Annotated in this window: 20 protein-coding genes; 4 read left to right on the plus strand and 16 right to left on the minus strand. The window is 71.8% G+C overall.

The window, feature by feature from the left end; all coding sequences use genetic code 11:
- From metK to JYA75_RS29135, 16 genes are all read right to left on the minus strand, one after another.
- Positions 1–1,215 (minus strand): methionine adenosyltransferase, encoded by a 1,215-nt coding sequence (gene metK / locus JYA75_RS18750; RefSeq protein ID WP_006937654.1) that lies wholly within the window; start codon positions 1,213–1,215, stop codon positions 1–3.
- A gap of 171 nt (positions 1,216–1,386) precedes the next feature.
- Positions 1,387–2,670, minus strand: coding sequence for a bifunctional phosphopantothenoylcysteine decarboxylase/phosphopantothenate--cysteine ligase CoaBC (gene coaBC, locus JYA75_RS18755; protein ID WP_050035210.1), 1,284 nt, complete (start codon positions 2,668–2,670; stop codon positions 1,387–1,389).
- Positions 2,667–2,969, minus strand: coding sequence for a DNA-directed RNA polymerase subunit omega (rpoZ, locus tag JYA75_RS18760; RefSeq protein ID WP_003935406.1), 303 nt, complete (start codon positions 2,967–2,969; stop codon positions 2,667–2,669). The genes coaBC and rpoZ overlap by 4 nt, the downstream gene beginning before the upstream one ends.
- The gene (gmk, locus tag JYA75_RS18765) at positions 2,966–3,613 is read right to left on the minus strand and encodes a guanylate kinase (protein WP_050035209.1); all 648 of its coding nucleotides are present in this window, start codon (positions 3,611–3,613) and stop codon (positions 2,966–2,968) included. The genes rpoZ and gmk overlap by 4 nt, the downstream gene beginning before the upstream one ends.
- Before the next feature lie 67 nt (positions 3,614–3,680).
- The gene (gene mihF, locus JYA75_RS18770; RefSeq protein WP_003935409.1) at positions 3,681–4,001 is read right to left on the minus strand and encodes an integration host factor, actinobacterial type; all 321 of its coding nucleotides are present in this window, start codon (positions 3,999–4,001) and stop codon (positions 3,681–3,683) included.
- Positions 4,002–4,424: 423 nt separating this feature from the next.
- The gene (pyrF, locus tag JYA75_RS18775; protein WP_006937640.1) at positions 4,425–5,249 is read right to left on the minus strand and encodes an orotidine-5'-phosphate decarboxylase; all 825 of its coding nucleotides are present in this window, start codon (positions 5,247–5,249) and stop codon (positions 4,425–4,427) included.
- Positions 5,246–8,635 carry a carbamoyl-phosphate synthase large subunit gene (carB, locus tag JYA75_RS18780; RefSeq protein ID WP_203329243.1) on the minus strand — a complete coding sequence of 1,130 codons (3,390 nt, stop codon included), beginning with the start codon at positions 8,633–8,635 and terminating at the stop codon, positions 5,246–5,248. The genes pyrF and carB overlap by 4 nt, the downstream gene beginning before the upstream one ends.
- Positions 8,636–9,799 carry a glutamine-hydrolyzing carbamoyl-phosphate synthase small subunit gene (gene carA / locus JYA75_RS18785; protein ID WP_006937638.1) on the minus strand — a complete coding sequence of 388 codons (1,164 nt, stop codon included), beginning with the start codon at positions 9,797–9,799 and terminating at the stop codon, positions 8,636–8,638. It abuts the gene before it with no gap.
- 96 nt (positions 9,800–9,895) lie between these two features.
- Positions 9,896–10,402 (minus strand): hypothetical protein, encoded by a 507-nt coding sequence (locus JYA75_RS18790; RefSeq protein WP_029543596.1) that lies wholly within the window; start codon positions 10,400–10,402, stop codon positions 9,896–9,898.
- Positions 10,402–11,721 carry a dihydroorotase gene (locus JYA75_RS18795; protein ID WP_006937633.1) on the minus strand — a complete coding sequence of 440 codons (1,320 nt, stop codon included), beginning with the start codon at positions 11,719–11,721 and terminating at the stop codon, positions 10,402–10,404. The genes JYA75_RS18790 and JYA75_RS18795 overlap by 1 nt, the downstream gene beginning before the upstream one ends.
- Before the next feature lie 65 nt (positions 11,722–11,786).
- Positions 11,787–12,731, minus strand: a complete 945-nt coding sequence (locus tag JYA75_RS18800; protein WP_006937625.1) for an aspartate carbamoyltransferase catalytic subunit — start codon at positions 12,729–12,731, stop codon at positions 11,787–11,789.
- Positions 12,728–13,327 carry a bifunctional pyr operon transcriptional regulator/uracil phosphoribosyltransferase PyrR gene (gene pyrR / locus JYA75_RS18805; RefSeq protein WP_006937623.1) on the minus strand — a complete coding sequence of 200 codons (600 nt, stop codon included), beginning with the start codon at positions 13,325–13,327 and terminating at the stop codon, positions 12,728–12,730. The genes JYA75_RS18800 and pyrR overlap by 4 nt, the downstream gene beginning before the upstream one ends.
- Positions 13,328–13,518: 191 nt before the next feature.
- Complete coding sequence (nusB, locus tag JYA75_RS18810) at positions 13,519–14,028, minus strand: transcription antitermination factor NusB (RefSeq protein WP_006937621.1); 510 nt, start codon at positions 14,026–14,028, stop codon at positions 13,519–13,521.
- Positions 14,029–14,592 carry an elongation factor P gene (gene efp, locus JYA75_RS18815; RefSeq protein WP_006937620.1) on the minus strand — a complete coding sequence of 188 codons (564 nt, stop codon included), beginning with the start codon at positions 14,590–14,592 and terminating at the stop codon, positions 14,029–14,031.
- Between the two features lie 35 nt (positions 14,593–14,627).
- Positions 14,628–15,722, minus strand: a complete 1,095-nt coding sequence (locus JYA75_RS18820; RefSeq protein ID WP_203329244.1) for an aminopeptidase P family protein — start codon at positions 15,720–15,722, stop codon at positions 14,628–14,630.
- 4 nt (positions 15,723–15,726) lie between these two features.
- A complete protein-coding gene (locus JYA75_RS29135; RefSeq protein WP_006937617.1) occupies positions 15,727–15,855 on the minus strand; it encodes a hypothetical protein in 129 nt (42 codons plus the stop codon).
- A 33-nt stretch (positions 15,856–15,888) separates the two neighbouring features.
- On the opposite strand from JYA75_RS29135, the gene JYA75_RS18825 reads away from it, so the two are divergent.
- From JYA75_RS18825 to JYA75_RS18840, 4 genes are all read left to right on the plus strand, one after another.
- The gene (locus JYA75_RS18825) at positions 15,889–16,449 is read left to right on the plus strand and encodes a B-4DMT family transporter (RefSeq protein WP_050035206.1); all 561 of its coding nucleotides are present in this window, start codon (positions 15,889–15,891) and stop codon (positions 16,447–16,449) included.
- A gap of 72 nt (positions 16,450–16,521) precedes the next feature.
- Positions 16,522–17,742 carry a patatin-like phospholipase family protein gene (locus tag JYA75_RS18830; protein WP_006937615.1) on the plus strand — a complete coding sequence of 407 codons (1,221 nt, stop codon included), beginning with the start codon at positions 16,522–16,524 and terminating at the stop codon, positions 17,740–17,742.
- A 166-nt stretch (positions 17,743–17,908) separates the two neighbouring features.
- Positions 17,909–18,052, plus strand: coding sequence for a hypothetical protein (locus JYA75_RS18835; RefSeq protein ID WP_006937614.1), 144 nt, complete (start codon positions 17,909–17,911; stop codon positions 18,050–18,052).
- Between the two features lie 163 nt (positions 18,053–18,215).
- Positions 18,216–18,776, plus strand: coding sequence for a hypothetical protein (locus JYA75_RS18840; RefSeq protein WP_102800060.1), 561 nt, complete (start codon positions 18,216–18,218; stop codon positions 18,774–18,776).
- The last annotated feature ends 8 nt before the right edge of the window (positions 18,777–18,784 follow it).

Here is an 18,784-nt window from a genome sequence, read left to right on the forward strand (position 1 = left end):
TTACAGACCGGCGGCGGCGCGCAGCTTCTCGGCCCGGTCGGTGTTCTCCCACGGCAGGTCGATGTCGGTGCGGCCGAAGTGCCCGTACGCGGCGGTCTGCGCGTAGATCGGACGCAGCAGGTCCAGGTCCCGGATGATCGCGCCGGGCCGCAGATCGAACACCTCGGTGATCGCCTGCTGGATCCGCGCCGGGTCGGTCTTCTCGGTGCCGAAGGTCTCGACGAACAGCCCCACCGGGGCGGCCTTGCCGATCGCGTACGCCACCTGCACCTCGAGCCGGCCGGCCAGGCCCGCTGCCACGGCGGTCTTGGCCACCCAGCGCATCGCGTAGGCCGCCGAGCGGTCCACCTTCGACGGGTCCTTGCCCGAGAACGCGCCGCCACCGTGACGGGCCATGCCGCCGTAGGTGTCGACGATGATCTTGCGGCCGGTCAGGCCCGCATCGCCCATCGGGCCGCCGAGCACGAACGACCCGGACGGGTTCACCAGCAGCCGCACCTCGGCGGTGTCGAGCCCGGCCAGGCTCGGATCCGCCAGCACCGCCTCGACGACGTGGGTGCGCAGATCCGGGGTGAGCAGGTTGTTCAGGTCGATGTCCGCCGCGTGCTGGGTGGAGATCACCACCGTGTCCAGCCGCACCGGCCGGTCACCGTCGTACTCGATGGTGACCTGGGTCTTGCCGTCCGGCCGCAGGTACGGCAGCACCCCGGTCTTGCGGACCTCGGTGAGCCGGCGCGAGAGCCGGTGCGCCAGCGCGATGGGCAGCGGCATCAGTTCCGGGGTGTCCGAGCAGGCGTAGCCGAACATCAGGCCCTGGTCGCCGGCGCCCTGCAGCGCCACCTCGTCGTCGGTGAGCACCCCGGAACGCGCCTCGTGCGAGACGTCGACGCCGCCGGCGATCTCCGGGGACTGCGCGCCGATGGCGATGTTCACCCCGCAGGAGTTGCCGTCGAAACCCTTCGAGGACGAGTCGTACCCGATCTCGAGGACCCGGTCGCGCACGATCTTCGGGATGTCCGCGTACGCCGAGGTGGTGACCTCGCCGACCACGTGCACCTGCCCCGTGGTCACGAGGGTCTCGACCGCGACACGGGCGCGAGGGTCTTCGGTGAGCAGCGCGTCGAGGACGGAGTCGCTGATCGCGTCACAGATCTTGTCCGGGTGCCCCTCCGTCACGGACTCACTGGTGAAAAGCCGACCGCCGGTCTTGCTCACGGAACTCCCTCTCGACTGGTTGTGTCTAGCTCGAACGAACGAACTGATGTCAACGATATGGGCGACGCTACTGTTCCGGTCGCGCCGGCGCGAGACTTTCGCTCACGGGCGCGCCGCCCCGGGGGTCACGGGCGCGCCGCCCCGGGGGTCACGGGCGCGCCGCCCCGGGGTTCACGGACGTTCCGGCGCCAGCAGCGGCCGCAGTGCGTCGAGGACACGGCTGGCCATCAGCGCCTTGGAGCCGTGCGCGAGGGCGGTCTCGGAACCGTCCGCGGCCAGCAACCAGCCGTCGTTGTGGTCGACCTCGAACGCCTTCCCGTCGCCGACGGCGTTCACGACCAGCAGGTCGCAGCCCTTGCGGGCCAGCTTGGCGCGGGCGTGGGTGAGGACGTCGCCCTCGGCGTCGCCCGTTTCGGCGGCGAAGCCGACGATGACGGTGCTCGCCGGCAGCGTGCCCTCGGCGCGGGCGGTCACCAGCCCGGCGAGGATGTCCTCGTTCTTGGTCAGCGCGATCGCGTCCGGCTCACCCCGGCCCTTCTTGATCTTGCTGGTGGCGAAGGTGGTGGGCCGGAAGTCGGCGACGGCCGCGGACATGACGACCGCATCGGCGCCGGCGGCGTGCTTGGTGACCGCGGCCTGCATCTGGGCGGCGGTCTGCACCCGCACCACGTCCACCGCGGCGGGGTCGGCCAGGCCGGCCACGGCCCCGGCGACGAGGGTGACGTCGGCGCCGCGCTGGGCGGCCAGCCGGGCGAGGGCGTAGCCCTGCTTGCCGGAGCTGCGGTTGCCGAGGAACCGGACCGGGTCCAGCGGTTCGCGGGTGCCGCCGGCGGAGACGACGATGCGCCGGCCGGTCAGGTCCCGCGGCAACGCGTCGGGCCGTTCGAGCAGCAGCGACGCCAGGCCGAAGATCTCGTCGGGCTCGGGCAGCCGGCCGGCGCCCGTGTCGTGCCCGGTGAGCCGGCCGGAGGCGGGCTCGACGACGACGACGCCGCGACGGCGCAGGGTGGCGACGTTGTCCACCGTCGCGGGGTGTTCCCACATCTCGGTGTGCATCGCCGGCGCGAACACGACCGGGCACCGCGCGGTGAGCAGCGTGGCGGTGAGCAGGTCGTCGGCGCGGCCGTGGGCGGCGCGGGCCATCAGGTCGGCGGTGGCGGGGGCGACGACGACGAGGTCGGCCTCCTGCCCGAGCCGCACGTGCGGCACCTGCGGCACGTCGGCGAACACGCCGGTGTGCACGGGGTTGCCGGACAGGGCCTCGAAGGTGGCGCGGCCGACGAACTCGAGCGCCGAGTCGGTCGGGATGACCCGTACGTGGTGTCCGCTCTCGGTGAAGGCGCGGATCAGCGCACAGGCCTTGTACGCGGCGATGCCGCCGCCGACGCCGATGACGACGCGGCGGCGCTGCCCGAATTCCGAGTGGTCCGCGGTGCCCGCGGCGCGCTGGCTCACTCGCCTTCGGCGTGCTCGAGCAGGTCTGCGTGGATCTCCCGCAGCGCGATCGACAGCGGCTTCTCCTGCAGGCCCGGCTCGACGAGCGGGCCGACGTACTCGAGAATGCCGTCGCCGAGCTGGTTGTAGTAGTCGTTGATCTGCCGGGCGCGCTTGGCCGCGTAGATCACCAGCGCGTACTTCGAGGAGGTGCGCTCGAGCAGCTCGTCGATGGGCGGGTTGGTGATGCCCAGCGGGGTGTCGTAGGCCGGCAGGTCGTGCCCGGCGGTGTCGGACACGGCTGCTTGGGTGCTGCTCACTCGGTATTCTCCTGTGTCGTTCCGGAGCTCTGGTGGGGTCCGGGGTTCGGGGTCGAGGCCGGGGATGTGGTGATCGGCCGCGGACGGTCGGCGGGATCGTCGCGGGGACCGACCAACAAGGATACCAATTCGTCGCACGCGCGGTCGACGTCCTCGTTCACGATCACCGTGTCGAACTCGTCGCGCGCGTCGAGTTCGGTCCGGGCGGTCTCGAGCCGGCGGCGGACGACCTCGTCCGATTCGGTGCCACGGCCGGTGAGGCGGGCGACCAGCACATCCCAGCTCGGCGGCGCCAGGAAGGCCAGCACGGCCTCCGGCATGGCGGCGCGCACGGACCGGGCGCCGGTGAGGTCCACCTCGACGAGCACGGGGCGCCCCGAGGCGAGCGCGTCCCGCACGGGCCCCGCGGGAGTGCCCGAGCGTTGCAGACCGCCGTGGATCTCGGCCCACTCGAGCAGGTCCCCGGACTCGATCATCCGATCGAAGTCGTCGCGGCTGACGAAGTGGTAGTCCACCCCGTTCACCTCGCCGGGCCGGGGATCGCGGGTGGTGGCCGACACGCTGAACAGCAGGTCGGGCACCCGGCTGCGGAGCCGGCGGACAACGGTCGACTTCCCGACGGCGGAGGGGCCGGCCAGCACCACCAGCCGGCCCCTCCGCGTCGTGGAACCGCTGTCCGACACGGTGTGTGCGTCAGCTACCACCGGTCGCTCAGGCGTCGAAGTCGAACCTGGCGAGCAGCGCCTTGCGCTGACGGTCACCCAGGCCGCGCAGGCGACGCGTCGGGGCGATCTCGAGCTCGGTCATGATTTCCTGCGCCTTGACCTTGCCCACCTTCGGCAGGGCCTCGAGCAGGGCGGACACCTTCATCTTGCCGAGGATCTCGTCGTTCTCGGCATCGGCCAGGACCTGCTTGAGGTCGGTGCCGCCGCGCTTCAGGCGGTCCTTGAGCTCAGCCCGGGCGCGACGGGCAGCAGCCGCCTTCTCCAGAGCAGCGGCGCGCTGCTCGTCGGTCAGCTGGGGAAGGGCCACGGTTCCTCCGTCTCATCGTTGGCAAACAGTCTCATCCGCCGGTTAACCAGCGGCGATAGCGACCGTACTCACGCCGGACGACGATTGCGAACCCACCCCCCGCCGTTTCGGCTCGAAAACACGTGCGGTAGTGCGCCCTGATCGCCGTCCCCGGCCCGGTCCGGCCGGGCCCCGCGGGCACCGTCCACCACCTCGGTGAACACGGCATCACCGCAGGTAGAGGCGCTGCGCACGGCGTGGCGGGCCGGTGCGGGCGTCCGCCTGCGAGGCGACGCCGACGCCGGCTCGTCCCGGCCGGAAACGGATCCGAAAAATTTCCGCGCGCGAGCGTGTCGGAGCGCTCCCACCTGCATCGGAACGGACATTCGGCCCGGATCCGGGAATCGGATCCGGGCCGAGCCGGAGGTGGCGGTGCGGGGCCGGTCAGGCCCGCAGGAAGGCGAACGAGTCCACGGTGCGGGCCACGGCGCCGCGCAGCGCCGCGACCGTCGGGCCCGCCCGCAGCACCTCGCGGGAGACGTTCGGCACGACGGCGTCGAGGTGCTCGCCCGCCAGACGTCGCACGTCGTCGGCGGTGCCGCCCTGGGCGCCCACGCCGGGCATCAGGATCGGCCCGTGCAGCGCGCTCAGGTCCGGCGCCCGGGTGAGGGTCGCCCCGACGACGACACCCACCGAGCCGAGGGTGTCGGCGCCGGCGTTGCGGGCCGCGGCCTCGTCGACCATCACCTGCGCGACGCTGCGCCCGTCGGCGACGCGCGCGTGCTGCACCTGCGCCCCCTCCGGGTTGGAGGTGGCCGCGAGGACGAACACCCCGCGCCCGTCGGCGGTGCGGCGCAGCGCCGGCTCGAGCGACCCGAACCCCAGGTACGGCGAGACGGTGACCGCGTCGGAGCCGAGCGGGGACGCGTCGGTCAGCCACGTGCGGGCGTAGGCGTCCATCGTCGAACCGATGTCGCCGCGCTTGGCGTCCGCGAGGACGAGGGTGCCGGTGCCCCGCAGCGCCGCGACGGTGCGTTCGAGCACCGCGATGCCCGCGGAACCGAACGCCTCGAAGAACGCGACCTGCGGCTTGACCACGGCCACCTGCCCGGCGAAGGCGTCGACGCACGCCTCCGCGAACCGCTCGAGACCCGCGACGTCGACCGTCAGCCCCCAGTCGGTGAGCAGTTCCGGGTGCGGGTCGATGCCGACGCACAGCGGCCCGCGCTCGGCGAGGGCCGCGTGCAGGCGCTGCCCGAACGTCGTCACGACGCCGGGCCCGTGGTGCCGTCGGGCAGGCCGCCGACGCCGGCGGACTCCGCCGCCGCGTCCTCGCGGAGCCCGGCGTGCATCTCCTGCAGCGAGCGGACCCCGATGTCGCCACGGATGGCGGCCTCGATGCCCTGGACGGCCGCGGAGGCACCCTGCACGGTGGTGATGCACGGGATGTTCGCGGCGACGGCGGCGGTGCGGATCTCGTAGCCGTCGATGCGCGGCCCGGAATTGCCCCACGGGGTGTTGATCACCATGTCGACCTCGCCGGCGCGGATCTTCTCGACGATGGTGTGTGCCCCCTCGGGCCGCTCCTCCTCCGACACCTTGTACACGTGCTCGCACGGGATGCCGTTGCGGCGCAGCACCTCCGCGGTGCCGATCGTGGCGAGCACCCGGAAGCCGAGGTCGGCGAGCCGCTTGACGGGGAAGATCAGCGACCGCTTGTCCTTGTTGGCGACCGAGACGAACACCGAGCCGGAGGTGGGCAGCGACCCGTAGGCGGCGGTCTGGCTCTTGGCGAACGCGGTGCCGAAGTCGTCGTCGATGCCCATGACCTCGCCGGTGGACTTCATCTCCGGGCTGAGCAGCGAGTCGATGCCGGTGCCGTCGGCGCGGCGGAACCGGTTGAACGGCAGCACCGCCTCCTTCACCGCGACGGGAGCGTCGGCCGGGGCGTGCCCGCCGTCGCCGTGGGCGGGCAGAATGCCCTCGGCGCGCAGGTCGGCGATGGTTTCGCCCATCATGACCCGGGCGCAGGCCTTGGCGAGCTGTACCGCGGTGGCCTTCGAGACGAACGGCACGGTGCGGGAGGCGCGCGGGTTGGCCTCGAGCACGTAGAGGATGTCGTCCTTGAGGGCGTATTGCACGTTGAGCAGGCCCTTGACGCCGATGCCGCGCGCGAGGGCCTCGGTGGAGCGGCGCACGTTCTCGAGATCGGAGCGGCCGAGGGTGATCGGCGGCAGCGCACACGACGAGTCGCCGGAGTGGATGCCGGCCTCCTCGATGTGCTCCATGATGCCGCCGATGTAGACGTCGGTGCCGTCGCACAGAGCGTCGACGTCGATCTCGACCGCGTCGTCGAGGAAGCGGTCGACCAGCACCGGGCGGTCCTCGGAGATCTCGGTGGCGCGAGAGATGTAGTTCTCGAGCGCCGTCTCGTCGTAGACGATCTCCATGCCGCGCCCGCCGAGCACGTAGGACGGGCGGACCAGCACCGGGTAGCCGATGCCGGCGGCGATCTCACGGGCGCCCTCGAAGGTGGTGGCGGTGCCGAACTTCGGCGCCGGCAGGCCCGCCTCGGTGAGCACCCGGCCGAACTCGCCACGGTCCTCGGCCAGATCGATGGCCTCCGGGCTGGTGCCGACGATCGGCACCCCGGCAGCCTTCAGCCGCCGCGCGAGCCCGAGCGGGGTCTGGCCGCCGAGCTGGACGATGACGCCGGCGACGGTGCCGGACTGCGACTCGGCCCGGTACACCTCGAGGACGTCCTCGAAGGTGAGCGGCTCGAAGTAGAGGCGGTCGGCGGTGTCGTAGTCGGTCGAGACCGTCTCGGGGTTGCAGTTGACCATGACGGTCTCGTAGCCGGCCTGCGACAGGGTCAGGGCGGCGTGCACGCACGAGTAGTCGAACTCGATGCCCTGGCCGATGCGGTTGGGGCCCGAGCCGAGGATGAGCACCTTCGGCCGCTCGTGCTGCTCGGCGACCTCGGTCTCGGCGTCCGGGTCGAGCTCGTACGTCGAGTAGTGGTACGGGGTCCTGGCCTCGAACTCGGCGGCGCAGGTGTCGACGGTCTTGTACACCGGGTGCACGCCGAGCTGCTCGCGCAGGGCACGCACCGCGTCCTCGTCGCCGAGTTCGGGGCGCAGCGCCGCGAGCTGCCGGTCGGAGAAACCGTGGTGCTTGGCGAAGCGCAGTTCCCGCGCACCGAACGTCCCGGCGGCGCGCACCTTCTCCCCCAGCTCGACGATCTGCTGGATCTGGTCGAGGAACCACGGGTCGATCTTGGTGGCGTCGAACAGCTGCTCGACGGTGGCGCCGAGCTCGAAGGCCTTGGCGATGCCGTAGAAGCGGCCGTCGTGCGGGACCTTCAGCTCCTCGAGCAGGCTGCCGAGATCTTCCGTCTCGACCTCGGGGCCGGTCCAGAACCCGGACCGCTTGGTCTCGAGCGACCGCAGGACCTTGCCGAACGCCTCGGTGAAGTTGCGGCCGATGGACATGGCCTCACCCACCGACTTCATGGTGGTGGTCAGGGTGCCGTCGGCGCCGGGGAACTTCTCGAACGCGAACCGCGGGGCCTTGACGACGACGTAGTCGAGCGTCGGCTCGAAACAGGCCGGCGTCTCCCTGGTGATGTCGTTGACGATCTCGTCGAGGGTGTAGCCGATGGCGAGCTTGGCGGCCATCTTCGCGATCGGGTAGCCGGTGGCCTTCGACGCCAGCGCGGACGAGCGCGACACGCGCGGGTTCATCTCGATCACCACGAGGCGACCGTCGCGCGGATCCATCGCGAACTGGATGTTGCAACCGCCGGTGTCGACGCCGACCTCGCGCAGGATCGCGATCGACAGGTCGCGCATCTCCTGGTACTCGCGGTCGGTCAGGGTCATCGCCGGCGCGACGGTGACCGAGTCGCCGGTGTGGACGCCGACCGGGTCGACGTTCTCGATCGAGCAGACGATCACGACGTTGTCGCGGCCGTCGCGCATGAGCTCGAGCTCGTACTCCTTCCAGCCGAGGATGGACTCCTCGATGAGCACGTTCGCGGTCGGCGAGGCGGCGAGGCCGCCGCCGGCGATGCGCTCGAGATCGGCCTCGTCGTAGGCCATGCCGGAGCCGAGGCCGCCCATGGTGAACGACGGGCGCACCACGACGGGGTAGCCGAGTTCGGTGACGGTGTCGCGCACCTCGTCCATCGTGTAGCAGACCCGCGAGCGCGCGGACTCGCCCCCGCACTTGGCGACGATGTCCTTGAACTTCTGCCGGTCCTCGCCGCGCTGGATGGCGTCGAAGTCGGCGCCGATGAGCTCGACGTCGTACTTGGCGAGGATGCCCTGCTCGTGCAGGGCGACTGCGGTGTTGAGCGCGGTCTGCCCGCCCAGGGTGGCCAGCACCGCGTCGATCGGGGTGCCCTTGGCCTGCTCGGCGGCGATGACCTTCTCGACGAACTCGGCGGTGATCGGTTCGACGTAGGTGGAGTCGGCGAACTCCGGGTCGGTCATGATCGTCGCCGGGTTGGAGTTGACGAGGGAGACCCGCAGGCCCTCCTCGCGCAGCACCCGGCACGCCTGCGTGCCGGAGTAGTCGAACTCGCAGGCCTGGCCGATGACGATCGGGCCGGAGCCGATGACGAGGATGTGGGAGAGATCGGTACGGCGTGGCATTTAGTTCTTCTCTCCCTCGAGCATGCTGGTGAACCGGTCGAACAGGTAGGAGGCGTCGTGCGGGCCGGCCGCCGCCTCGGGGTGGTACTGCACGGAGAAGGCGGACCCGTCGAGCAGGCGCACGCCCTCGACGGCGCCGTCGTTGGCGCAGGTGTGGCTGATCACGGCCCGGCCGTAGGGCGTGTCGAACTCCTGCCCGGCTTCGCCCTCGAGCGCGAAGCCGTGGTTCTGGGCGGTGATGGCGATGCGGCCGGTCTCGTGCTCGATCACGGGGATGTTGATGCCGCGGTGGCCGAACTTCATCTTGTAGGTGCCCAGGCCGAGGGCGCGGCCGAGGATCTGGTTGCCGAAACAGATGCCGAACAGCGGCAGTCCCTGCCCGAGCACCTCCTTGGTCAGGTGCACCGCGCCGTCCGCGGTGGCCGGGTCGCCGGGGCCGTTCGAGAGGAAGACCCCGTCGGCCTTCAGGTCCAGGATGTCGTGCAGCGTCGCGGTGGACGGCAGCACGTGCACGCGCATGCCGCGCTGGGCGAACATCCGCGGGGTGTTGGTCTTGATCCCGAGGTCGATCGCGGCGACGGTGAAGCGGGCCTCGCCGTCGGGCTCGACGACGTAGCCGCTCGTGGTGGTTACCTCACCGGCCAGGTCAGCGCCGAGCATCGACGGCTGGCTCCGCACCCGATCCAGCAGGGTCTGCTCGTCGGCGAGGGCATCACCGGAGAAGACGCCCGCCCGCATCGAGCCGCGGGTGCGCAGGTGCCGCACCAGGGCACGGGTGTCGATCCCGGCGATGCCGACGATGTGCTGCCGCTCGAGCTCGTCCTGCAGGGAGCCGGACGCGCGCCAGCTCGAGGTGCGGCGCGCCGGGTCGCGCACGACGTAGCCGGCGACCCAGATCTTCGCGCCGGCGGGGTCACCGGTGGGTCCGACGGACTCGTTGTCCTCGGTGTTCCACCCGGTGTTGCCGATCTGCGGGGCCGTGGAGACCACGATCTGCCGGTGGTAGCTCGGGTCGGTGAGGGTCTCCTGGTAGCCGGTCATGCCGGTGCTGAACACGGCCTCGCCGAGGGTCTGCCCCACCGCACCGAAGACGGTGCCGCGGAACGTGCGCCCGTCCTCGAGCACCAGGATCGCGGTGTCCGTGTCGAAGTTGTTGCCGCTCATGCGTTCTCTCCGTTCTGCTCGACCTCACCGGAGCTCGCCGCATCAGCCGAAATCTCGCGTACCGTCGTCGCTGTACCAGCCGTCCAGGCTGTCGTCCTAGCTTTCACTGTCCCGGTAATTCTCGTTCGTCTCCTGCACCCACAGGGGGTAGATGGTCTTGTCGTCGCCGCGGAATCCCGTGTCGATCTCGGTGCCGGAGGGCAGCTGCCAGCGGATCACCAGCACACCGTCCTTGGTCATCACCTTCCCCGCGAGGCCCCGTTCGGTGCGGATCGCCCGGATCGAGTCCTGCGGGATCCAGATCGGCGAGGCGCCGTCGCGTTCGAGCAGCACTCCGGCGCGGTAGCGGCTGAGCTCGCCGGCCGCGCGGTGGCCGAGGTCGCCGACGGCGATCCGGTCCTGCCAGCTCGGCGCGAGGGTGCTGCCCACGTACAGGCCTGTGCTCGGGGCCACCAGCTGCTCCCCCAGCTCGGCCGGCACCGGCGGGAGGGCACCGACGGCATCGGCCTGGCGTCGGCCGCGGCCGCGCCAGCCCTTCCACATCAGCAGGGCCAGCACCACCCACAGGGCGACGAAGCCGAGCGTGAGCAACACGCGGTCCATCACCGCACCCCGCTTCCGGTGGCCGGCCGGACCGTGCCGTCGAGCGCGGTGATCCGGCCGCGCAGCACGGTCGCGACGACCTTGCCGGGCAGGGTCATCGCCTCGTACGGCGTGTTGTGCGCGACCGAGGCCAGCTCCGGTCCGCGCACCGTCCACTCGGCGTCGGGGTCGACGAGCACCACGTTGGCCGGCTCCCCCACCTCGAGGGGCCGCCCCTGGTCGTCGAGGCCGACGATCTCGGCGGGCCGTTCGCTCATCACCTTCGCGACGCCGCGCCAGTCCAGCAGCCCGGGGCGGACCATCGTCTCGACGACGATCGACAGGGCCGTCTCGAGGCCGAGCATGCCGGGACGGGCCTGGGAGAACTCGCAGCACTTGTCCTGCTCGGCGTGCGGGGCGTGGTCGGTGGCGACGCAGTCGAGCACGCCCTCGGCCAGGCCGCGGCGCAGCGCCTCGACGTCGGAGCGCTCACGCAGCGGCGGGTTGACGCGGTTGACGCCGTCGTAGGTCTCGAGCCGCGAATCGTCCAGCAGGAGGTGGTGCGGGGTGACCTCGGCGGTGATCGGGATCCCTTGCGCCTTGGCCCATTTCACCAGCTCGACGGTGCCGGCGGTGGAGGCGTGGCAGATGTGCACGCGGGCTCCGGCGTCCCGGGCAAGCAGGGCGTCGCGCGCGACGATGGACTCCTCGGCCGCGCGCGGCCAGCCGGCCAGGCCGAGGCGCGCCGCGGTGGGGCCCTCGTGGGCGACGGCTCCGGCGGTCAGCCGCGGTTCCTCGGCGTGCTGGGCGATGAGCACCCCGAGCGAACTCGAGTACTCGAGCGCCCGGCGCATGATGAGCGGGTCGTACACGCAGTGCCCGTCGTCGGAGAACATCCGGACGCGGCCGACGCCGGCGGCCATGGTGCCCATCTCCGCGAGCTGCTTGCCCGCGAGGCCGACGGTGACGGCGCCGACGGGGTGCACATCGACGAGGCCGACCTCCTGCCCGCGCCGCCACACGTGGTCGGTGACGACGACGGAGTCCGCGACGGGGTCGGTGTTGGCCATCGCGAACACCGCGGTGTAGCCGCCGAGCGCCGCCGCGGCGGATCCGGTGTCGATGGTCTCGGTGTCCTCGCGGCCGGGCTCGCGCAGGTGCGTGTGCAGGTCGACGAAGCCGGGCAGCAGGACCCGTCCGGCGCCGTCGATCACCTCGGCGTCGGAGCCGGCATCGAGGTCGGTCCCGATCCCGAGGATCTGCTCGTCGCCGAGCAGCACGTCGGTCGGCGCGCCCTCCCCGTAGACGAGCACGTTGCGGATGAGCACCTGCGGCGACACCGAATCTTCTCCTGTCCCAGTGTTCTTCGTATCCTGCGCGGCTGCGCGGTCCACGTGCGAGCCGGTCATGCGATCGCGCTCTCCGTGCCGACGAGCAGACGGAACAGCACGGCCATGCGCACGTGCACGCCGTTGCTCACCTGCTGCAGCACCGCGGTCTGCGGGGCGTCGGCGACCGCGGAGGCGATCTCCATGCCGCGCAGCATCGGACCGGGGTGCAGCACCACGGCGTGCTCGCCGAGCATCGCCAGCCGCTTCTCCGACAACCCGTATCCGATCGAGTACTCGCGCGCCGACGGGAAGAACCCGCCGTTCATGCGTTCGGCCTGCACCCGCAGCATGAGCACCGCGTCGAGGCCGGGCAGTTCGGCGTCGAGCGAGTGCGACACGGTCACCGGCCAGGTCTCCACGCCCACCGGCAGCAGCGTGCGGGGCGCGACCAGCACCACCTCGGCGCCGAGCGTGGACAGCAGCAGCGCGTTGGAGCGGGCGACACGGCTGTGCAGGATGTCGCCGACGATCCCGATGCGCCGGCCGGCGATCGACCCGAGCCGCTGCCGGAGGGTCAGCGCGTCGAGCAGGGCCTGCGTGGGGTGTTCGTGGGTGCCGTCGCCGGCGTTGATCACCGCCGGCCCGCCGCCGTTGCCGTCGCCGGTCCAGTCGGCGATGCGGTGCGCGGCGCCCGAGGCGGGGTGCCGCACGATCAACGCGTCCGCGCCGGCGGCGTGCAGGGTCAGCGCGGTGTCGCGCAGCGATTCGCCCTTGGCGACCGACGAGCTCGAGGCGCTGACGTTGATCACGTCCGCGCTCATCCACTTGCCGGCGACCTCGAACGAGACCCGGGTGCGGGTGGAGTTCTCGAAGAACACCGTCATCACGGTGCGGCCCCGCAGGGTCGGCAGCTTGCGCACCTCACGGCCGAGCAGCGCCTGCTCGAACCGTTCGGCCTCGTCGAGAAGCTCGGTCGCGGACGCCTCGGTCAGGTCCGCGATGGAGAGCAGGTGCTTCACGAAATCTTGCCTCCGGAGATCACCACGGCGTCGCGGTCGTCCTGCTCGGTGAGCAGGACCCGCACGTCCTCGGCGCGGGCGGTGGGGACATTCTTGCCGACGTAGTCGGCGCGCAGCGGCAGTTCGCGGTGGCCGCGGTCGACCAGGACGGCGAGCTGCACGGCGCGGGGCCGGCCGAGGTCGCGCAGGGCGTCGAGCGCGGCGCGCACCGAGCGGCCGGAGAACAGGACGTCGTCGACGAGGACGACGAGGGCGTCCTCGACGCCGCCTTCGGGCACCGACGTGCGCTCGAGCGGCCGGTGCGGCTTGGTGCGCAGGTCGTCGCGGTAGAGGGTGATGTCGAGGGAGCCGACGGGCACGGTCACCCCGGAGAACTCGGCGATGCGTTCGGCGAGCCGGTGCGCGAGGGTGGTGCCGCGGGTGGGGATACCGACGAGGACGACGCGGGGGGCCTCGCCCTCGGGGGCGTCGAGCGCGGTCTTCTCGATGATCTGGTGCGCGATGCGGGCGACGGTGCGGCCGACGTCGGCTGCGGAGAGCAATTCGCGGGCCGGACCGGGCGTGGATACCGGCGACCCGTCTTCGGACATGGCCATACTGCGACCTCCTTCTCCGCCTCGCTGGACGGATCGTTAAAGGATGCCTGACGGTGCATCAGCCTAGCAGCGGCCGGTGACCCCCAGACACGGGTGCGGGGTGAGGCGTGCCACAGGCCGCCGTCCCGGTAGCGACGAGCGGGCCCGGCCGGCGACTTCCGTCCCCGGCCGGGCCCGCTCACGTTGCGATGTCAGGGCCGCTCGGACTCCCGCTGCTCGGCCGGCTCGGCGGCGCGCGACGAGGTGGCCGCCGCGGCGGCACGGACCTGGTCGGCGAGCGCCACGATCTGGCCGAGGATGCCGTTGACGAAGGCGGGCGAGTCGTCGGTGGACAGCTGCTTGGCCAGTTCGACGGCCTCGTCGACGGCCACCACCGGCGGCACGTCGGAGGCGTGGAACAGCTCCCACACCGAGATGCGCAGGATCGCCCGGTCCACGGCGGGCAGCCGCTCGAGCGTCCAGTCGTGCAGGTGCTCGGCGATCACCTGGTCGAGCTCGTCGAGATGCTCCGCCACGCCGCGCACGACGGTCTGCGTGTACGGCGGCACCTGGGCGACCTGGTCGTCGGTGACGGCGAGCGCGATGCGGTCGGCCGCGAGACCGACCGGGTCGATGTCGCGGGCTTCGGCCTCGAACAGCAGGTCGACGGCGCGCTTACGCGCCTTGTGCCGGGCTCCGAGTTTCTTCTGCGTACCGGACACTCAGGAATTCACTCGCCCGAGGTAGCTGCCGTCACGCGAATCGACCTTGAGCTTGTCGCCGGTGTTGATGAACAGCGGGACCTGGATCTCGGCGCCGGTCTCGAGGGTCGCCGGCTTGGTGCCCCCGGTGGAGCGGTCGCCCTGCAGGCCGGGATCGGTGTGGGTGACCTCGAGTTCGACGGTGACCGGCAGTTCGACGAACAGCGGGGTGCCCTCGTGGGTGGCCACCTGCACCTGCATGTTCTCGAGCAGGAACTTCGCGCCGTCGCCCAGGGTCTCCTCGTTGATGGAGATCTGGTCGTAGGTCTCGCCGTCCATGAACACGTAGTCGGTGCCGTCGTGGTACAGGTACGTCATGTCGCGGCGGTCGACGGTGGCGGTCTCGACCTTCACCCCGGCGTTCCAGGTCTTGTCGACGGTCTTGCCGGAGAGCACGTTCTTGATCTTCGTACGGACGAACGCCGGCCCCTTGCCGGGCTTGACGTGCTGGAACTCGATGATCTGCCACAGCTGACCATCGATCTTCAGCACGAGCCCGTTCTTGAAATCGCTGGTATCGGCCACTTGGTTTCGCGTCTCCTAGAGTCGAGGTACCGCCCTCATACGACGGTCAATGTCTTGTCGGTGAGTGTGAGCAGCTCCGGTCCCTGCTCACGCACCACGAGCGTGTCCTCGATCCGCACGCCTCCGCGCCCGGAGAAGTACACGCCCGGTTCGACGGTCACCGCCGCACCGCAGGCAAGTGTACCGGTCGCCGCCTGGCCGATTCCGGGTGCTTCGTGGATCTCCAGACCGACCCCGTGGCCGAGTCCGTGCAGGAACAGATCACCGTGCCCGGCGTCGGCGATGACGCCGCGGGCCGCGGCGTCCACGGCGGCCAGGTCGACGCCCGGCACGAGCGCCGCCCGCCCGGCCGCCTGGGCGCGCGCGACGAGGTCGTACACCTCCCGCTGCCAGTCGGCGGCCCGCGCGAGGACGTAGGTGCGGGTCATGTCGGAGTGGTATCCCCCGACCTGCGCGCCGAAGTCGAGCTTGACGAAGTCCCCGGCGGCGAGCACCGCGTCGGTGGGCCGGTGGTGCGGCACAGCCGAGTTCGCCCCGGTCGCGACGATCGTCTCGAAGGAGATGCCGTCGGCGCCGTAGTCGAGCATGCGGGCCTCGAGATCGCGGCCGACCTGCCGTTCGGTGCGGCCCGGGCGCAGCCCGCCGGCGGCGACGAGATCGGCCAGCGCCCGGTCCGCGGCGGCGCACGCCGCCTTCAGCAGCCCGACCTCGTGTTCGTCCTTGACCATGCGCAACTGCTCGACCAGCCGGGGCGCGGGCGTGAGGGTGAGCGGGCTGCCCAGCCCCGCCCAGCGCACGTGCTGTTCGACGGTGACGATGTGGCTCTCGAAGCCCCACCGGGCCGGCGTGGCCGCGGAACCGACCAGGTGATCGGCGCTGGCGCGGGCGATCCGGGCCCGCAGGTCGGGCACCTGCGCGGCGATCTGGGTGAGGTAGCGGCCGTCGGTGCACACGACGGTGCGGGACTCGTCGGCGTCGTCGTCGGCGGTGACGAGCAGCGCGGCGTTCGAACCGGTGAAGCCGGTGAGGTAGCGGATGTTGAGCAGGTCCGTCACCAGGAGCGCATCGAGGTCCCGGTCGGCGAGCAGCCGGCGCAGCGCGGCGCGGCGGGAGGCGTGATCGGCGGGCATGGGCTCAACGTACTCCCGCGGCGGCGGCCGGAACGGCCGCCGCCCGGGCGGTGACGACGAAGGGCAGGACGACGAAGGGCAGGACGACGAAGGGCAGGACGATGAGGAGCGGAGACCATGTGGGGCGGAACACACTTCCGCCGATCCAGACGTTACTCTGAGGTACATGAAACCCTGGTTGCTTCGCGGGCTCGGCCTGACCCTCGTGCACGTGCTCGTGCGGGTCCTGCTGGGGGCCGCCCTGGTGCAATGGCCGCTGCAAGGCTCGGTGCTGCGGATGGTCGCGCTGGCCGTCGTCGTGCTCGCCGCGATCGTGTGGGCCGGGCTCGACGGGATCCGCGACCAGCGGGCGCACCCGCAGTCGGAGGACGGTGCGGACCTGACGATGCTGTGGCTGAAGGCGGCGGCGGTCACCGGCCTCGTCGCCGGCCTGCTCACCTGGCTGATCGACACGGTCAGCCCGATCCAGGTCGGGGTCAAGTCGCTGTTCTTCGAACTGACCTCGGGTGCGGCGTTCACCGTGCTGCTGGTGTACGTCCCCGCGACGGCCGCGGTGATGCTCGGGCGGTTCCTGGTGCGCCGGGAGCAGCGCAAGTCCGCGCCGGCGGCGAAGCCCGACGCCGGGCCGGCGCCGGTCGGGGCGGCCGCGGCGCCGGATCCGGGGTGGCGCGACGACGACGCCCCGACCGAGGTGTTCGAGCGGATCGATCCGGACCGCCGCCCCTAGCGTCTCCCGATCGGACCGGGCCGGTTGCGGAATCGGGTCCGTGGCCGGAGGCCGGCAGGTACCGTTCCGCCCATGGCCGGACGCGGGGCGCGCGGTACCCACGGACGCCGGCGGACGGCGCTGGTCGTCGCGGGCGCGGGCGCGCGCGGTGCCTATCAGGCCGGGGCGATCACCTCCCTGCTTCCCCGGATGACGCGGCACGGCGCAGCGCCCGCGATCCTCGTCGGGACCAGCGCGGGCGCGATCAACGTGCTCGGGCTCGCCGCGTTTGCCGACGAGGGACTGCCCACGGCCGCGGAACGGGTCGTGGACCTGTGGACCGGGGTGGTCTCGTCCGACGTGTACTCGTCGGTGCACAGCCTTCTCGGCACCGGCGCGGCCTTCCTGGGCCAGGCGATCGGCTTTCCCCGCACGCGTCTCGTCAGCCTGCTCGATACGACCCCGATCCGGGGAACCCTGCAGCGCCTCGTCCCGTGGACCCGGCTGCACGAGAACATCCGGGCCGGGTTGGTGGACGCGGTCGCCGTCGCGACGACGTCCGTGGCCACCGGCGGGACGGTGGTGTTCGTGGAGAAGAACGATTCGGTGCGCCTGCCCGAGTACGACATCCGCCGCAACATCAGCTACGTCGAGACGACGCTGACCGTCGACCACCTGCTGGCCTCCTCGGCGGTCCCGATCCTGTTCCGGCCCATCCACGTCACCGACCGATGCGCCCCGCAGCGCTCCGGCTGGTACATCGACGGCGGACTGCTGCTCAACACCCCGATCAAACCCGCGCTGCTGCTGGGCGCGAACGACGTCGGCGTCGTGGCGACGCAGCCGCGGGTGTGGCCCCCGCCGGTCGCGGCGCGCACCGGGAGGCACCGGCCGGCGCCTCCCGACGTGGCCGGCGTCGCGGCCCTGGCACTGCGCGCGATGCTCGGCTACCGGATGATCGAGGATCTGCACACGCTCGAATTCCGCAACGCACGGATCGCGCAGACCCGCGCGGTGTCCCCGACCGACCGTCCCATCGGGATCGACTTCGCCGGCCCACCACCGGGCCAGGCCGGCCGGATCGCCGAGATCGCGGAGGACGTGGTGCGTCGCCGGCCCGCCGTGCGCCGGTTCCTGCGCAACCCCGCGCCGTCCGTCGTCGCGCGGCTGGTCGGCGGCGATGACGAGGATCGCGGAGACCTGCTCAGCTTCCTGCTGTTCGACCCGGAGTTCACCTCCGCGATCGCCGACCTGGGCCGGGAACACGGCGCCGAACCGAGCTCCGCGCCGGCCGTGGAGGGCATCCGGGCGTGATCCGCGCCCGGGCCGGAATCGGACGGGACGGGCGGAACGGACCGATTATGCGAGGAGTCGTGTCACACGACGTGCCGGTGGTGTAATTGTGAAGCATCGGGATCGAGAATCGGGAGCAGGCGAGGGAAAGCCGCTCGCCCGATCGGACGCACCGAGGGGGATTGCGATGGCCGACTTCGATCGATGGCCGACCGACCTGCTCGCCGAGTTCGTGGCCGACCTCGAACTGGGCCGCACCCCTGCCCTCCCGGTCGGCGTCGAGACCGCCGCGCGCGAGGAACTGGCCCACCGGAGCCTCGACGGCGGATGAGACCGATCCTCGGCAGTGTCCCCACGCGCAGCGACCGCCCCAGCACCGCCCGTCCGCGACCCGGACGCCGGGCAGGCGGAGCCGCCCGGTCGGATCCCCCTGCCGCGATGCGATCACCGAAAATCAATCCGACTGGCGCCCAATACATTTAGAGTAGGGAACCATGGGAGAGCGCGCTCCGGTATGCCCCGACGGGAAGACGGCCCCGAACGGCTCGGACGAGGGTGGGCCTTGGTGCTCCCGGACCGGTGGTGAACCGCAGCTGGGACGACTGCTCGGGGCGATCCTGCCGCTGACGCACCCCGCCGGCCTGTGGTCCACGACGTGGGGCCTCGCGAAGGGCTCGTGCAGCGCCGCCGCCGCGGTGGTGCGCGGACGAGTGCTCGGTCGCCGCCACCCGGGCACCCCCGAGGCGGCCGACCCCGTCCTGCCCGCGAGCTGGTGGCCCGACGACCTCGACATCGAGGCGGCGGCCAGGAAGTGCCCGGGGGTGGATCTGTACGCGGTGACCGTCGACTTCGTCGACCGCCACCACGGGTTCGCGCTGTCGATGCTGGGCGGCATCCCGTCCTGGACCGCCGCCTGGTATTCCCGCGTGGGCGTCGCCTACCTGCACGCCCACCGGCTCTCCCATCCCGTCCGGGACAACCGGGGCCGCCGCGGAACGCCCGTGCCGGCGCGTGCCGGCCGTCCCGGCCTGCAGGTCGTGCGCGGCGCCGAGTAGTCGCAGCG

It is taken from the genome of Rhodococcus sp. PSBB066 (genome assembly GCF_017068255.1).
Lineage (GTDB): Bacteria > Actinomycetota > Actinomycetes > Mycobacteriales > Mycobacteriaceae > Rhodococcus > Rhodococcus aetherivorans.

Coding starts and splice junctions, on each gene's coding strand:
- carB (WP_203329243.1), bottom strand. CDS start 8,635: ATGCCACGCCGTACCGATCTCTCCCACATCCTCGTCATCGGCTCCGGC.
- carA (WP_006937638.1), bottom strand. CDS start 9,799: ATGAGCGGCAACAACTTCGACACGGACACCGCGATCCTGGTGCTCGAG.
- JYA75_RS18790 (WP_029543596.1), bottom strand. CDS start 10,402: ATGGACCGCGTGTTGCTCACGCTCGGCTTCGTCGCCCTGTGGGTGGTG.
- pyrR (WP_006937623.1), bottom strand. CDS start 13,327: ATGGCCATGTCCGAAGACGGGTCGCCGGTATCCACGCCCGGTCCGGCC.
- JYA75_RS18820 (WP_203329244.1), bottom strand. CDS start 15,722: ATGCCCGCCGATCACGCCTCCCGCCGCGCCGCGCTGCGCCGGCTGCTC.
- JYA75_RS18825 (WP_050035206.1), top strand. CDS start 15,889: ATGAAACCCTGGTTGCTTCGCGGGCTCGGCCTGACCCTCGTGCACGTG.
- JYA75_RS18830 (WP_006937615.1), top strand. CDS start 16,522: ATGGCCGGACGCGGGGCGCGCGGTACCCACGGACGCCGGCGGACGGCG.
- JYA75_RS18835 (WP_006937614.1), top strand. CDS start 17,909: ATGGCCGACTTCGATCGATGGCCGACCGACCTGCTCGCCGAGTTCGTG.
- JYA75_RS18840 (WP_102800060.1), top strand. CDS start 18,216: ATGGGAGAGCGCGCTCCGGTATGCCCCGACGGGAAGACGGCCCCGAAC.